General features: G+C 74.5%; 13 protein-coding genes. 4 read left to right on the top strand and 9 right to left on the bottom strand.

The genetic code is table 11. The annotated features are described in order from the left end of the window. Positions 1 to 17: 17 nt before the first annotated feature. Together ACFQBR_RS08065 and ACFQBR_RS08070 are read left to right on the top strand one after the other, a co-directional pair. Positions 18 to 1,013 (top strand): glycoside hydrolase family 6 protein, encoded by a 996-nt coding sequence (locus tag ACFQBR_RS08065; RefSeq protein ID WP_344181365.1) that lies wholly within the window; start codon positions 18 to 20, stop codon positions 1,011 to 1,013. A gap of 167 nt (positions 1,014 to 1,180) precedes the next feature. Next, on the top strand, positions 1,181 to 3,016 hold the full coding sequence (locus ACFQBR_RS08070; protein ID WP_344181364.1) for a glycoside hydrolase family 13 protein: 1,836 nt from the start codon (positions 1,181 to 1,183) through the stop codon (positions 3,014 to 3,016). A 33-nt stretch (positions 3,017 to 3,049) separates the two neighbouring features. Here the strand turns inward: ACFQBR_RS08070 and ACFQBR_RS08075 are convergent, their stop codons facing one another. Beyond that, positions 3,050 to 3,805, bottom strand: coding sequence for a thioesterase II family protein (locus tag ACFQBR_RS08075; protein ID WP_344181363.1), 756 nt, complete (start codon positions 3,803 to 3,805; stop codon positions 3,050 to 3,052). 608 nt (positions 3,806 to 4,413) lie between these two features. Then, positions 4,414 to 4,698 carry a hypothetical protein gene (locus ACFQBR_RS08080; RefSeq protein WP_267949875.1) on the bottom strand — a complete coding sequence of 95 codons (285 nt, stop codon included), beginning with the start codon at positions 4,696 to 4,698 and terminating at the stop codon, positions 4,414 to 4,416. Positions 4,699 to 4,754: 56 nt separating this feature from the next. Here ACFQBR_RS08080 and ACFQBR_RS08085 point away from each other — a divergent pair, with 56 nt between their 5' ends. After that, positions 4,755 to 5,390: a hypothetical protein gene (locus ACFQBR_RS08085; protein ID WP_267950374.1), complete on the top strand. Its 636-nt coding sequence runs from the start codon at positions 4,755 to 4,757 to the stop codon at positions 5,388 to 5,390. 95 nt (positions 5,391 to 5,485) lie between these two features. On the opposite strand, the gene ACFQBR_RS08090 is transcribed toward ACFQBR_RS08085, so the two are convergent. From ACFQBR_RS08090 to ACFQBR_RS08110, 5 genes are all read right to left on the bottom strand, one after another. Beyond that, positions 5,486 to 5,803: an L-rhamnose mutarotase gene (locus tag ACFQBR_RS08090; protein WP_344181361.1), complete on the bottom strand. Its 318-nt coding sequence runs from the start codon at positions 5,801 to 5,803 to the stop codon at positions 5,486 to 5,488. 77 nt (positions 5,804 to 5,880) lie between these two features. Beyond that, complete coding sequence (gene rhaS / locus ACFQBR_RS08095) at positions 5,881 to 6,945, bottom strand: rhamnose ABC transporter substrate-binding protein (protein ID WP_344181359.1); 1,065 nt, start codon at positions 6,943 to 6,945, stop codon at positions 5,881 to 5,883. Then, positions 6,942 to 8,027, bottom strand: coding sequence for an ABC transporter permease (locus ACFQBR_RS08100; protein WP_344181357.1), 1,086 nt, complete (start codon positions 8,025 to 8,027; stop codon positions 6,942 to 6,944). The genes rhaS and ACFQBR_RS08100 overlap by 4 nt, the downstream gene beginning before the upstream one ends. After that, positions 8,011 to 9,057 carry an ABC transporter permease gene (locus ACFQBR_RS08105; RefSeq protein WP_344181355.1) on the bottom strand — a complete coding sequence of 349 codons (1,047 nt, stop codon included), beginning with the start codon at positions 9,055 to 9,057 and terminating at the stop codon, positions 8,011 to 8,013. Before ACFQBR_RS08105 ends, ACFQBR_RS08100 begins: the two co-directional genes overlap by 17 nt. Further along, on the bottom strand, positions 9,054 to 10,574 hold the full coding sequence (locus ACFQBR_RS08110) for a sugar ABC transporter ATP-binding protein (protein WP_344181353.1): 1,521 nt from the start codon (positions 10,572 to 10,574) through the stop codon (positions 9,054 to 9,056). The genes ACFQBR_RS08105 and ACFQBR_RS08110 overlap by 4 nt, the downstream gene beginning before the upstream one ends. A gap of 290 nt (positions 10,575 to 10,864) precedes the next feature. Here ACFQBR_RS08110 and ACFQBR_RS08115 point away from each other — a divergent pair, with 290 nt between their 5' ends. Then, positions 10,865 to 11,947 carry a LacI family DNA-binding transcriptional regulator gene (locus ACFQBR_RS08115; RefSeq protein ID WP_378552651.1) on the top strand — a complete coding sequence of 361 codons (1,083 nt, stop codon included), beginning with the start codon at positions 10,865 to 10,867 and terminating at the stop codon, positions 11,945 to 11,947. Between the two features lie 105 nt (positions 11,948 to 12,052). On the opposite strand, the gene ACFQBR_RS08120 is transcribed toward ACFQBR_RS08115, so the two are convergent. Further along, positions 12,053 to 12,244, bottom strand: a complete 192-nt coding sequence (locus ACFQBR_RS08120; RefSeq protein ID WP_344181351.1) for a hypothetical protein — start codon at positions 12,242 to 12,244, stop codon at positions 12,053 to 12,055. Positions 12,245 to 12,403: 159 nt separating this feature from the next. Beyond that, a complete protein-coding gene (locus tag ACFQBR_RS08125; protein ID WP_465264163.1) occupies positions 12,404 to 14,737 on the bottom strand; it encodes a rhamnogalacturonan lyase in 2,334 nt (777 codons plus the stop codon). Positions 14,738 to 14,744: the final 7 nt, after the last annotated feature.

Genomic DNA, 14,744 nt, shown 5'->3' on the forward strand with positions numbered 1-14,744 from the left:
CACGAGGAGTAGTCACGATGATTCGCAGATCAGCGGCCCTGGGGGCCGTCGGCGCCCTGGCCCTCGGCACACTGCTGTCCGGCGGCGCCGCGCCGGTCGGGGCCGCGTCGGCGCCCGGCGCCGATGCGGCGCGGACCGCCGCCCAGGACGCGCCCTTCTACGTCAACCCCGACACCGGTGCGGCGAACTGGGTCGCCGACAACCCGGGCGACCCCCGCGCCTCCGTCATCGGCGAGCGCATCGCCGGGGTGGCCCAGGCGACCTGGTTCACCCGCTACAACCCCGACACCGTCGAGTCCGAGGTGGCCGCCCTGACCGGCGCCGCCCAGGACGCCGGCGCCGTGCCGATCATCGTGGTCTACAACGTCCCCGGACGCGACTGCGGCAACCACAGCGGGGGCGGCGCGCCCGACCACGCCTCGTACAGGGCCTGGATCGACGCGTTCGCCGCCGGGCTCGACGACCGCCCCGCGACGATCGTCGTGGAGCCCGACGCCCTCTCCCTCATGGGCTCCTGCGCTGGCCAGCCGCCGGCGGAGGTCATGGACTCGCTGGCGTACGCGGGGCGGACCCTCAAGGAGGGCTCCTCCGAGGCCCGCGTGTACATCGACTCCGGCCACTCCGCATGGCACTCCCCCGCGGAGGTCGCCGAACTGCTGCACGGCGTGGACGTCGCCGAGAGCGCGGACGGCATCGCCGTCAACACCTCCAACTACCGCACCACCGCGGACGAGGTCGCGTACGCCGAGGCGATCATCGGCGCCACCGGCCTGGACGGGCTCGGGGCGGTCGTGGACACCAGCCGCAACGGCAACGGCCCGGCGCCCGGCGACGAGTGGTGCGACCCGGCCGGACGCGCCCTGGGAACGCCCAGCACGACCGACACCGGCAACCCGCTCATCGACGCCTTCCTGTGGGTGAAGCTCCCCGGCGAGGCCGACGGCTGCGCCGGACCCGCCGGTTCCTTCATCCCCGAGCTCGCCTACGAGATGGCCGTGAACGCCGGGGGCTGACCGGCCCGGGACCCGGACCCGCGGCCCGCAGGGGCACGGAACCGGTCGCCCCCTCCGGTCTCCGTTGCGATACTGGCGCTCCGGACCCCGCCCGTGTGGCGGGGTCCGGTCGCGTGCGCCCGCCGGCCGGCGGGCGCCCCAGCACACGAGCGCACCGGAGCAGCCCCATGAAGTTCGCCGGAGACCCCCACCACGACGGGTCCCCCGACCACGTCCGCGTCGAGGACGGGCAGGCGGTCCTGCGCGTGCGCGTCCCCGGGGGCGCGGACGCGGTGTACGTCCGCGTCGTGGAGGACGGCGAGGGCGTCCTCGTCCGGGCCGAGGAGGCCGGGACGGTCGGCGGCACCGCCTGGTTCGAGGCGTCGGTCGCCCTGCGCCCGGTGGTGACCGGGTACCGGTTCGCCGTCGTCCGGGGAGCCCGGTACACGTGGCTCAACCAGGAGGGGGCCCACGGCCACGAGGTCACCGACGCGGGGGACTTCCGGCTCATCGCCGGGCCGCCGCCCCCCGCGTGGGTTCCCGGCACGAGCGTCTACCAGGTCTTCCCGGACCGGTTCGCCCGGGACGACGACTCCACCGACCCCCCTGCCGAGCACCCGGACTGGGCGCTGCCGCGCTCCTGGGACGACGAGCCCGAGGGCCTCGGCCGGACGGCGTCCCTGGAGTACTTCGGCGGGACCCTCGACGGGGTGCGCCGCCGCCTGGACCACCTGGCGCGGCTGGGTGTGGAGGTCGTCTACCTCACCCCCGTGTTCCCCGCGCGGTCCACGCACCGCTACAACGCCTCCACGTTCTCCGAGGTGGATCCGCTGCTGGGGGGCGACCGGGCGCTGCGCGAGCTGGTGCGGGCCGCCCACGAGCGCGGTATGCGGGTGATGGGCGACCTGACCACGAACCACACCGGGGACGCCCACGAGTGGTTCCGGACGGCCCGGACCGACCCGGACTCGGTCGAGGCGGGGTTCTACTACTTCACCGAGCACCCCGACGACTACGTGGGCTGGCTCGGGGTGCGCACGCTGCCGAAACTGGACTACGCCTCGGCGGAGCTGCGCCGCAGGGTCTACGGCGCCGACGACTCGGTCCTGGTGCGGTGGCTGACCGGGGAGGACCCGGTGGACGGCTGGCGGATCGACGTGGCCAACATGACCGGGCGCCACGGCGCCCAGGACCTGAACCGGGAGGTGTCCGGGGAGATCGCCGCGCGGATGCGCGAGGTGGACGCCGCACGCGGCGGCGACGGGTCGTGGCTGCTGGCCGAGCACTTCCACGACGCCGGGCCGGACACCCACCACGACGGGTGGCACGGGGTCATGAACTACGCGGGGTTCACCCGCCCGGTGTGGAGCTGGCTGAACACCGCGCCGGAGGAGGTGAAGTACCTGACCACCCGGGCGCCGCTGCCCCGGAACGGCGCCGAGGACGCGGTACGGGCGATGCGCGCGGCGAACGCGGGGCTGCCGTGGCGGGTGCTGACGCACAGCGTCAACGCGCTGAGCACGCACGACTCCGCGCGGTTCCGGACGGTGGTGGGCGGCGACCCGCTGCGGCACGAGGTCGGGGTGGCGGCCCAGGTGACGCTGCCCGGCGCCCCGTTCCTCTTCGCCGGCGACGAGATCGGCCTGGAGGGGCACGACGGGGAGAACGCCCGCAGGCCCATGCCCTGGCACCGGCCCGGCGCGTGGGACCGGGGCATCCTGGACGCGTACACCCGGCTGCTGGCGCTGCGGCGGGAACTGCCCGCCCTGAGGACCGGCGGCCTGCGCTGGCTGGACGCGGGGCCGCACCACATGACGTTCGTCAGGACGCTCGCCGGGCAGGTGGTGCTGGTGCACCTGGCCGACGGCCCGCACACTCCGGTGGCGGCGGCGCCCGCCGACCTGGACGCCGCCCGGCCGGAGGCCGCCGCCTCGGGCGGGGGCGTCCGGCTGGGGACGGACGGGGCCGGAGGGGTGGTGCTCGGCGCCGACGGGCCCGGCTACGTCATCGCCGTCGGGGGCTGAGGCGGGGCGGCGGGGCCGGGCGGCGGCCGGGGACTACACGCCCGCGGCGAGGGCCGCGCGGACGTCCCTGGTGATCCGCCCGGTCACGTCGTCGATGCTCCCGACGAAGTAGAAGTGCCCGCCGGGCAGGGAGTGCCGTTCGACCGGGCCGTCGACGTGGTCGGACCAGGCGTCGAGCCGGCGGGGCGGCATGCCGGGGTCGTCCTCGCCGCCGAAGACCGACAGGGGCACGCGCAGCCTCTCCGCGCCGGGCTCCGGCCGCCAGGTGTCGACCAGTTCGAGGTCGGCGCGGACGAGGGGCTCCACGAGCCGCCACAGGTCGGGGTCGGCCAGGACCGCGGCGGGGGTCCCGCCCATGGCGGCGATGCCGTCGCGCAGGCGGTCGGAGGGCAGGAGGTGCCGGGGACGGTCGCGTTCGGGGCCGGGTGCGGGACTCCACGCCGACACCCCCAGCCAGGAGGGCCCGCGGTCCCCGACGGCCAGCCGCGACGCCATCTCGTAGGCGACGAGCCCGCCCATGCTGTGCCCGAAGAGCCCGAAGGGGCGGTCCAGCTCGTGGCCCACGCGCCCGTTGAGGTACTCGGCCAGTTCCCCGGCGTCCCGGAAGGGCTCCGCGTCGGCGCTGTGTGCGCGTCCGGGCGCCTCCACCAGGCACACGTCCCAGTCGTCGGGGAAGCGGCGCACCCAGGGGCGGTAGCCGAGGGGCGATCCGCCGGCGTGGTGGAGGAGGAAGAGCCGGAACCGGCTGTCGGGGACCGGTCTGAGCCTGGACAGGACGCCCTCGTGCACTGCTCTCCCCCTGCTTCCTCTCCCGGCCGGCTCGCGGTCGTCGCGACAGGGAGAACCTACCAGTCGGTAATACCCATCGGTAACAAAGGGCGAGCACACGGCGGCCCGGCGGCCGACCGCTCCCGGGCGGCCCGCGACGAACCACCCGGTCCGCGTCCGCCCAGGTCAGACCCCTGCGGGGCGGCGCGTCCCCCGGCCCGACGACAGCGGTACGCCGCGGCCCGCCGGTCGGGGACGGGCCGCGCCCCGTGACCGAACGCACCGGACCGGACCGCCGGCCACGACAGGCGGGACGGCGGAGGGACGCGCTCCGGGCGGGCCCGGCGGCGCGAGGGGGCCGCGGGACGGCAGGGAAAGCGGTGGCGCGGGAGAGTCGCGGGACGCGGCTGCCCCTTCCGCCGGGCATGGCACGGAGCGGCGGGAAGACCCCCGGGCGGGAGAAGCGCTCCGGGCGCCGGGGGAACCCCGGGAACCGGGAGCGGGCGCCGAACGGCGTCGCACCGCCCCGGAGGGACGGACGGAGGCGGGGAGGCCGGCACCGTTCCGGCGGGGCCCGACCGGGGGCCGGGGGCTCCGGGGGCACGCCCCGGGAGGAGGCCGGAGGGGTGTCAGGCCCGGTCGGGGCCGCCTTCGCGGGGTTCGTGGCCGGGGCCGCGGTCGACCCTGGGGTGGCGGCTCACGGCGCCGAGCAGCATCTGGCGCCAGGCGGGCATCCCGGGGTCGTCGGGCGCGGGGAGCGCCGGGGCGGACGCGGCGGGGCCCTGCGCCGCCTCGGCCTCGGCGACGCGTGCGCGCAACCGGTCCCTGACCTGTTCGGGCGTGTAGGCGCGGCGCTGCCGCTCGGCGCGCGCGATCACCGCGCCGGTCGCCGCGACGCCCACGAAAGCGGCCACTCCAAGGACTTTCCACCATCGCATGTGCCTAGGCTATCCCTGTGGCAGACACGAGTATGTCCCTGAACGAGGCGCTGGAGCTCACCCGGACCGGTGACGTGTGGGTCTTCCGGGGCACGAGCGTGCCCGACCGCGCCATCCAGATCACCACCAACAGCCCCGTCAACCACGTCGGCATGTCCATCGTGGTGGAGGACCTCCCACCGCTGATGTGGCACGCGGAGCTGGGCCGCTCCCTGCCCGACGTGTGGACGGGACGGCACCAGCGCGGCGTGCAGCTGCACGACCTCCGCGACGCCGTCCTGGTGTGGGGCCGCAAGTACGGGCAGCAGGGCTGGGTCCGCCAGCTCGACCCCCTGGCCACCCGGGCGATGGAGGACGCCGCCCTGCGCGCCGTGGCGCGGCTCGACGGCACCCCCTTCCCCTCCACCGCGCAGCTGGCGGCGAGGTGGGCGCGCGGTCGCCTGCCCCTGCGGCGCCTGCCGTTCGGGAGGCGCTCGCGCGAGCGGGCGCTGGAGACCGCCTACTGCGCCGAGGTGATCGCCCTGACCTACGAGGAGATGGGGCTGCTGCCGAGGGGCCGCCGCACCGGGTACTACGATCCGGGGCGGTTCTGGAGCGGCGACGACCTCGAACTGGAGGGCGGGGCCTCCCTGGGCGGGGAGATCCGGGTGGAGCTCCCCGCGGGCTGACCCTTCGCCCCGGCCGGGGCTCGCCGGCGGGCCCCGGCCCCGCCCGCCCGCCCGGCCCGCGGGGGCGGCCCGTGCCGAGGAGGGCGGGAGAGGGGTCAGGGCAGGTGGAAGAGCTCGGTCAGTGGGACCATGCCCTCGTCGGGGCGGCCGGACAGGCCCTCGAAGAAGGGCGCCATCTCGGCCTGCCAGCGGGCGTTGACGCCGGTGCGCGCCATGGCCTCCCGGGCCGCGTCGAAGTCGTCGGTCTCCAGGTAGCCGACGACGGTGCCCTCGTCGGTGCTGAACAGGGAGTAGTTGTGCCAGCCCGCGGCGGAGAGCGCCTCGCGCATCTCGGGCCAGACGTCGGCGTGCCGTTCCCGGTACTCGTCGAGGCGGTCGGCGCGGACCTTGAGGATGAAGCAGACACGCTGCACGGCGTGGTCCTCCCGGTGGGTGGAAGGCGGCGGGCGGAGGGCTCCCCTCCGCCCGCCGCGGACTGCGGTGGGCCGGGTCAGAAGTCGAAGTCGTCGATGTTGTCGACGTCGAAGACGGTCGGCGGGCCGAGGACGATCTCGCCGTCGGCCCCGACGGTGTACTCGCCCAGGTCCCCGGCCTCGAAGGTCTCGCCCTCGGCCCCGGTGATGCGTCCCGCGCTCAGCGAGGCTCCCGCGTACCCGGCGAGGTAGCCGAGCTCCTCCGGGTTCCACAGCGCGAAGGAGTCGACGGTGCCGTCCTCCACGAACTCGCGCATCTGGTTGGGGGTGCCCAGGCCGGTGATGGCGACCTCGCCCTTGTACTCGGAGTCGCTGACGTAGCGGGCCGCCGCGGCGATGCCGACGGTGGTCGGGGAGACCACGCCGTCCAGGTCGGGGTGGGACTGCATGAGCCCCTGCATCTCCTGGAAGGACTGGAGGTCGTCGTCGTTGCCGTAGACGGTGTCGACCAGTTCGAGGCCCGCGTACTCCTCCTCCGCCAGGACCTCCTCCATGGCGGCGATCCAGGAGTTCTGGTTGGTGGCGTTGGGGGTGGCGGACAGGACGGCGAAGGTGCCCTCGCCGCCGATCTGCTCGGAGATCATCTCGACCAGGGTGCGGCCGATGAGCTCGTCGGAGGACTGGTTGACGAAGATGTCCGTGCAGCTGGCGTTGGAGTCGTAGCCGACGATGGCGGCGCCGTTGTCCCTGGCCTGGTCGAGGGAGGGGCACACCGCGTCGGGGTCGTTGGCGGCGATGACGATGACGTCGCTGCCCGCCTGGCTGGCCGCGTTGATGTACTCGACCTGGGAGTCGGCGGTGGGTTCGGTGCCGCCCCGCTCGGTGAACTCCCCGGCCAGCTCCTCGACGGCGACGGCGCCGCCCTCGTTGACGATGTCGGAGTAGGGGTTGTTGAGCTGTTTGGGCAGGAAGTCGATCCTGAGGCCCTCGGGGATCTCGGCGTCCGGGTCGGCGGTACCGGTCGGACCGGAGGCTTCCTCCTCCTGCGCGTCGTCGATGGTGGTGCCGCCGCAGGCGGCGGTCATCAGCACGGCGAACGCGGAGGCGGCCAGCAGCAGGTGTCGGGGGCGGGGGTCGGTCATGAGGGTTCTCCCTGGGTGGGGTCGGGCGCGGGGTCCGCCGCGGGTCGGGGGCCGGGTTCGCGTGCGGCACGGACCCGGGCCGCGATGTTGGGGGTGACGACGGAGGCGATGAGGATGAGGCCGGTGACGATCTGGAGGACCTCGCTGCTGATGCCGAACAGCTGGAGGGCGTTGCGGATGGTCCCGAGGAGCAGGACGCCGCTCATGACCCCCAGGACCGAGCCGACCCCGCCGAAGATGGACACCCCGCCGAGGAGGACGGCGGCGACGACCTGCAGCTCCAGGCCGAAGGCGGTGTCGGCGCGGGAGGTGCCGTACTGGAGGGTCCAGAAGATCCCGGCGCCGGAGGCGACGACGCCGCTGAGCGTGAACAGCCAGAACCTGGTCCACGCGACGGGGACCCCCGAGAAGCGGGCGGCCTCGTCGTTGTTGCCGATGTCGAACAGGGACCGGCCGACCCCGGTGGCGTGGAGCAGGACCGCGAAGGCGGCGGCCAGGACGAGGACGGCCACGGCGATCCACGGCAGGCCCTCGATGCCGAGGAAGGGCGCGCGGGCTCCGCCGATCCAGTCGCGGGGGTAGCTGGCGACGGCGCGGTCGCCGAGGAGCACGTAGGCGAGCCCCCGGTACAGGGCCATGGTGCCGATGGTGACGGCCAGGGAGGGCAGTCCGCAGACGGTGACCAGGAACCCGTTGAGCGCGCCCAGCGCCGCGCCGACGGCCAGGCAGATCCACAGGGCCGTCTCGATGGGGATCCCGGCCTCCCAGAGCACGCCCAGGGTGGCGCTGGTGAGGGCGAGCGTGCTGGCCACCGACAGGTCGATCTCGCCGGTGATGACGATGAGCGTCATCGGCAGGGCCATCAGGGCGATGGCGGCGATGCTCAGCACCAGGAAGTCGATGTTGCGGCCGGTGGCGAACATGTCGACGAACAGTCCGGCGCCGAGCAGGGCCACCACGAGCGCGCCGACGACGGGGGCCTCCCGGGCGGAGAGCAGGGCCCTGGCCCGGGAGCCGGCCGTCCGCGTGTCCGGTGCGGCCGCCCGGGCCGGGGCGGCGGTGCGTTCAGGCGCCACGGGCACCTCCTCCTCGAAGCTTGCGCGCCGTGCGCAGCGCGAGCAGCCGGTCCAGGCCGATGGCGGCCAGGATGAGCGTGCCCACCACCGCCTGGTGCCAGAACGGGTTGATCTGCCAGATGGGCAGGGCGGCGGTGATGGTGGTGAGCAGGACGGCGCCGAGGGCGGCTCCGTAGACGGTGCCGACGCCGCCGGCGATGGCGACGCCGCCGACGACCGCGGCGGCCACCACCTGGAGTTCCATGCCGGTGCCGACGGTGGAGTCGACGGTGCCGTAGCGGGCGGCGAACAGGACCCCGGCGAGGCCCGCCAGGGCTCCGTTGGCGGCGAAGGCCAGGATGATCCGGCGCCCCGCCGGGATGCCGGACAGGCGTGCCGCGTCGGCGTTGGAGCCGATGGCGTACAGCTCGCGGCCGGAGCGGTGGTTGGCGAGGTAGAAGCCGACGGCGGCGACCACCGCGATGGCGATCGCGGCCGGCAGCGGTACGCCGAGGACGCCGACCCGGCCCAGGAGCAGGAAGGACGCGGGCATGTCGGTGGCGTTGACCTGGCCGCCGTCCGCCCACCAGTGGCCGAGGCCCCGGTAGGCGTAGAGGGTGCCCAGCGTGACGACCAGTGCGGGTACCTGTGCGGTCGTGACGAGCAGGCCGTTGGCCAGCCCGCACGCGAGGCCGATGAGGATGCCGGCGAGCATGGCCACGGGGACCGGCAGGCCGGGGAGGGCCACGAAGAGGGCGCCGGTGCCGAAGGCCGACAGCCCCATCACCGATCCGACCGAGAGGTCGACGTTCCTGGTGATGAGGACGAGGGCCTGGCCGGCGGCCAGGACCGCCAGGACGGTGGCGCCCAGGAACAGGTCGCGGACGCCCTGGGCGGACAGGAACCCTGGGTTGTGCAGCCAGGTGGCGGCGATCAGCAGGACGACCGCGAGCAGCACGCCGAGTTCGCGGAACTGCCACCGGCGCCGGGCCGGGCGTCCGGGGGTCCGGGGAGGGGCCGCCGCGGAGACCCCGGGGGCGGTGGGGGGTGCGTTCATCGGGCGGCCCCGTTCGGTCGCTGTCCGGTGGCCGCGTACATGACGGACTCCTCGTCGGCGTCGGCGCGGTCGATCTCGGCGGTGATTCTGCCCTCGTGCATGACCAGGACCCGGTCGGCCATGCCGAGGACCTCGGGGAGCTCGCTGGAGACCATGACGATGGCGAGCCCCCGTCCCGCGAGGGTGGAGAGCAGGCGGTGGACCTCCGCCTTGGTCCCGACGTCGATGCCGCGCGTGGGCTCGTCCACGAACAGCACCCTCGGCTCGGTGGAGAGCCACTTGGCGAGGACGACCTTCTGCTGGTTGCCGCCGGAGAGGGTGGAGACGGGGTCGTCGATGCGGCCGTAGCGGAGTTCGAGCCGTTCGCCCCACTCGCGGGCGGAGTCGCGCTCGGCGCGCGGGCGCAGGAGGCCGAAGCGGCTGAGGGGCCGGCGGCGGGTGGCGGTCGCGTTGCGTTCGATGGAGGACTCCATGACCAGGCCCTGCTGGCGGCGGTCCTCGGGGACCAGGGCCATGCCCGCGGCCATGGCCGCCCTGGGGCGGCCCGCGGGCAGGGGCGTGCCGTGGACGCGGACGGCGCCCGCGTCGTAGCGGTCGACGCCGAAGACCGCGCGGACGACCTCGCTGCGCCCGGCGCCGACGAGGCCGGCCAGGGCCACGATCTCGCCGGCCCTCACCCGGAAGGACACGTCGGCGAACACGCCGCGGCGTGTGAGTCCGTCGACCTCCAGGACGGTGTCGCCGCGCTCGGCGTCCTCCTTGGGGTAGAGGCTGGTGACGTCGCGTCCGACCATGCGCCGCACGACGGTGTCCACGTCCAGGTCGGGGGTGGGGTCGCAGGAGACGAACGCGCCGTCGCGGACGACCGTGATGCGGTCGCAGAGGGCGAAGACCTCGTCGAAGCGGTGGGAGATGAACAGCAGGGCCGCCCCGGAGTCGCGCAGGGTGCGGGCGACGGTGAAGAGGCGTTCGGCCTCCACCCCGGAGAGTGCGGCCGTGGGCTCGTCCATGACCAGGACCCGGGCGCGCCGCGTGAGGGCCTTGGCGATCTCGACGAGCTGCTGGTCGGCGATGGAGAGGCCGCGTGCGGGGCGGTCGGGGTCCATGCCGACGCCGAGGCGGGCGAAGGCCTCCCCGGTGTCGCTCCGCATGCGCTTGCGGTCGATGGTGCGCAGGCGGGTGAGGGGCTGGCGGCCGACGAAGATGTTCTCGGCGACCGACAGGTCGGGGAACAGGGTGGGCTCCTGGTGGATGACGGCGACGCCGGCGCGCTGGGCGTCGGCCGGCGCCCCGAAAGCGGTCGGGACCCCGTCGACCAGGAGCTGCCCGCTGTCGGGCCGGTGTACGCCAGCGATGGTCTTGACCAGGGTGGACTTGCCGGCCCCGTTCTCGCCGACCAGCGCGTGGATCTCCCCGGGGCGCAGTTCCAGGGACAGCCCCCGCAGGGCCCTGACGCTCCCGAAGGACTTGGTGACGTCCACCAGCGCGAGGGGTGGAGGGACCTCTGTCGGGTCCACGTGCCCTCCTTCTCCGGTGCTGGTTCGACGGGGATCCGTCGAACATTACAAAAACGTTTTAATATGAAGGGGATGTTAAGTGGAACACACACCCCCGTCAAGAGGATCACTATGGAATTGCCAGGTATCGCCCTGGTAACGGCCTTCGGGAGGAGGTCGGCCGACCCCGGATACCGAGGCGCGGGAAGGCCCCGTCACGGGATGGTTGTTGACACGTTTCAATCCGGGTGTGAGCATGATGCCCCGCGCATCGGGGCCGGATCAGTAGCATGCGTTCGCGCAGTTCCCTGATGACCGTCCGAACACGCCCCGGGAGAAGCTCCTTGTCCACCAGGCCCCGATCCACCCGCCCCTCCGTGGGCATCACCGAGGTCGCCCGGCACGCCGGGGTCTCCCCGGGCACCGTCTCCAACGTCCTCAACCGCCCCGAGCGCGTCGCCGAGGCCACCAGGGCCAGGGTCGAGGCCGCCATCGCCGAGCTCGACTACGTGCGCAACTCCTCCGGCAGCAGCCTGCGGTCGGGCCGCAGCGGATCCGTGGGCCTGCTCGTCCTGGACGTCACCAACCCCTTCTTCACGGAGGTCGCGCGCGGCGTGGAGGACGAGGCCGCCGGGGCGGGGCTGGCCGTGGTGCTCCTCAACTCCGCCGAGGCCCAGGACAGGCAGCGGCGCAACGTGCGCCTGCTCGCCGAGCAGCGCGCCGCGGGCGCGGTGGTGATGCCGGTGGACGACGACCTGTCCGACCTGCTGTGGCTGAGCCACCAGGGCACCTCCTGGGTCGCGCTGGACCGGGGCGACGTCGCCGAGGACGTCGGGTGCAGCGTCAGCGTCGACAACCACGCGGGCGGCCTCGCCGCGGGGCGCCACCTCATCGGCCTGGGACACGAGCGGGTCACCTTCCTGACCGGGCCCTTCGCCATCGAGCAGGTGCGGCGCCGCCACCAGGGGCTGCTCGACGCCTTCACGGAGTCCGGCATGGACCCCGGCGCCCACGTCCGGGTGGTCGAACAGCCGCTGCTCAACCCCCAGCAGGGCGAACGCGCCGTGGACGCGGTGCTGGCCGGCGGTCCGCGCCAGCGGCCGCAGGCGGTGTTCTGCGCCAACGACCAGCTCGCCCTCGGCCTCATGAAGGGCCTGGGGCGGCGCGGCCTGCGCGTGCCGGACGACATCTCGGTGGTCGGCTACGACAACGTCGACCTCGCCGACCTGGTCCACCCGGGGCTGACCACCGTCGCCCAGCCCAAGTACGACCTCGGGCGCGCGGCGATGCGGCTGCTCCGCTCGGAGCTCGACGACCCCGGCCACCGGCACGAGCGCGTCCTCTTCACCCCGGAGCTGGTGGTGCGGGGGTCCACCGCCGCGTACCGCTCCTGACCGCGCGGCGTCCCGGCCGTGGGCGGGTACGAGCTGCGCACCCGCACCGCGATGCCGATGACGGACCGGATCGGCGGGGGTCCGCGGGGCCGTGGCCGGGGGCTCTCAGCAGCCGCCGCCCCCTCCCCCGCCGTCACCGCCCCCGGACCCGCCCTCGCCCCCGCCCCGGTGGCCGTCGCCGGGACCGGACCCGTCCCGCATCTCGCGCACCATGCCCGCCCCCATGACGACCAGCGGGACCACGCCCACCACGGCGACGACCAGGACCGCCAGCAGCACCTCGCCCACCGAGCCCATCCGCGCGCCCTCCTCCGCCCGGCACCGCTCCCGGGCACGGTGCGCGGCCGGGTGCCGGAGTCCGCACGGTAGCGCAGGCCCCGGGGCCGCGGCCGGCGGCCGAACCGGGCGGCGGCCGGGGCCCCGCGCGACGGCCCCGGCCGCCGGCACGCCCGACGGCTACTCCGGGTACACGGCGTCGGGCACCGGGACCCTCGCCCAGTCGGTGTCCGACCCCAGGTGGAAGGACGGCTGGGCGGGCTGGTTGTAACCGGTCTGCTGCCGGGCCGCGCCCACCCGGTACTGGGGATCCTGCATGAGCGTGTGAAGCTTGCGGTCGGTCACCTCGGTGCTCGTGTGGATCCTGAGGGCCGTGCTGTCCGCGGTGCGCAGGACCAGTTCCTCCCGCCAGTCGCCGAGCACGTCCGCGACGAGGGCGGGGTTCCCCTTCGTCCCGTTGTTGGTGAGGGTCCCCTCCGCGGTGAGCAGCGTGCCGCGCCTCCAGTCCACGACCGCCGGGACCTGCGCCTGCTCCCCGGTCCCGGTGCGCTCCACGACCTGGGTGGTCATGTCGGCGGCCCAGCGGATGCTCATGTCGGTGCCCGGGGTCCTGTCCCCCAGGTACTCCCCGCCGGCGCTCCACAGCCCGGCCTCGACGTCGTCGCCGGGCGGCATCGAGGACCACGCCTCCAGCCCGGGGACGTCCGGGTCGATGTCGCCGACCATGGCCCTGCCGGTGTCCACGCCCGTGTACCCGCCGAAGAGGACCTCCCCCGTGGCGGCGTCGCGCATCGCGAAGCCGTAGGGCGCGTGCGCGCCCCCCTCGTGCACCGTCCAGACCTCCAGGCCGTCCCGGTCCGGGTCGAGGTCCCCCACGTGCATCGCGTCGCCGTGCCCGAGCTTGGTGTACTCGCCCTCCACCGCGCTTCCGGGGGGCCCGGGGGCGTGCGAGGAGTACAGGAGCGTCCCGTCGTCGTCCAGCGTCGCCGCTCCGTAGACGATCTCCTGGCGCCCGTCCCCGTCCACGTCGGCCACGTCCAGGGAGTGGAACCCCTGTCCGGCCAGCGCGCCCAGCGCGGGGTCCGAGCCCCGGCCCGCGTGCGGCGAGGCGTCGAAGGGGTTGTCCATCGGGACGTGTCCGCTGTCTGCCAGCCAGCGGCGGCGGATCGACTCGCCGTCGAAGTCGTAGGCCGCCACGGCCGAGCGCGTGTAGTAGCCCCGGGCGAACACCGCCGACGGGCGCTCGCCGTCCAGGTAGGCCACGCCCGCCAGGAAGCGGTCGACCCGGTTGCCCGGTTCGATGCGCGCCATGGCGTAGTCGCCCCACAGGAGCCCGTCGTCGCCCCGGCCCGGCTCGTAGCGGACGGTGTCCAGCTCCGCGCCGGTCAGGCCGTCGAAGACGGTCAGGTACTCCGGGCCGTCCACGACGAAGCCCTCGAACTCCCGGAGCAGGTTGCGCCCGCTGCGCCCCGGGGCGTACTCGTCCACGAAGAAGTCCGCGAGCGCGGCGGCGTCGTCCCTGTCGAGCGGGTGGTCGTACTCCGGTTCCAGGCCCAGGGCCTCCTCCACGGTGCCCGGCCAGTTCCCCGCCACCACCTCGGGGTGCCCGTGCCAGTCCTGGAACATCCCGACCAGGTGCTCGTGGTAGTCCGCCGCGCTCATCCGGTGGTCGTCGCCGTGGCCGTGGCCGGCCGCGACGTCCTCCTCCGGCAGCGTCACGTACTCCTCCGTCACGCCCCCGTCCCCGTCGAAGGACAGCGTCCTGGTCCCCGGCGCGGTCTTGAGCATCAGCTCGGACCGTCCGTCGCCGTCGAGGTCGTAGACGAGGAACTGGGTGTAGTGCGCCCCCGAGCGGATGTTCACGCCCAGGTCGACGCGGTGCAGCAGTTCGCCCTCCAGGGTGTAGGTGTCCACGTAGGTGTTGCCGGTGTACCCCCGCTGGGAGACGTCCTTGGCGTTGGTGGGCTCCCACTTGACGACGAACTCGTACCGGCCGTCGCCGTCCACGTCTCCCACGGCCACGTCGTTGGCGGTGTACCCGTACCTCTCCCCCGCCGGGGTCGTGCCGCCCTCCGGCTTGCGCAGGGGCAGGTCGTGGTGGCCGTCCGCCCACACGGACGCCTCGCCGGCGGGACCGATGTCGAGCCGTCCGCCGGAGCTCCTCGGCAGCGGCACGACCTCGTACCGGGAGTCCTCCGAGCCCCCGGGGTCGAGGAGGTTGGTGCTGTCCGCCACGGTCGCGATGCCCCTGCCGTCCCGGTACACGGCGAACCTCGGCCCCCTGAGCCCGGTGTCCGTGTGCCCGGTGACCTCGTGGGCGAGCAGCCGCCAGCTCAGGAGGACGCCGTCCTCGGCCTGGACCGCGACCAGGCCCCGGTCCAGCCGCTCCAGCCGGATCCCCGGGCCGTCCCGCGGCTCGGCCGGGGCGGGGCCGGCGGAGGCGGCCAGGACGACCGCGCACACACCTGCGACCAGGGGGCTTCTTCTCAGGACGGGGCTCCGGGGGATGTCCACGGGCGGC

This window comes from Nocardiopsis tropica, from assembly GCF_042660575.1.
Lineage (GTDB): Bacteria > Actinomycetota > Actinomycetes > Streptosporangiales > Streptosporangiaceae > Nocardiopsis > Nocardiopsis tropica.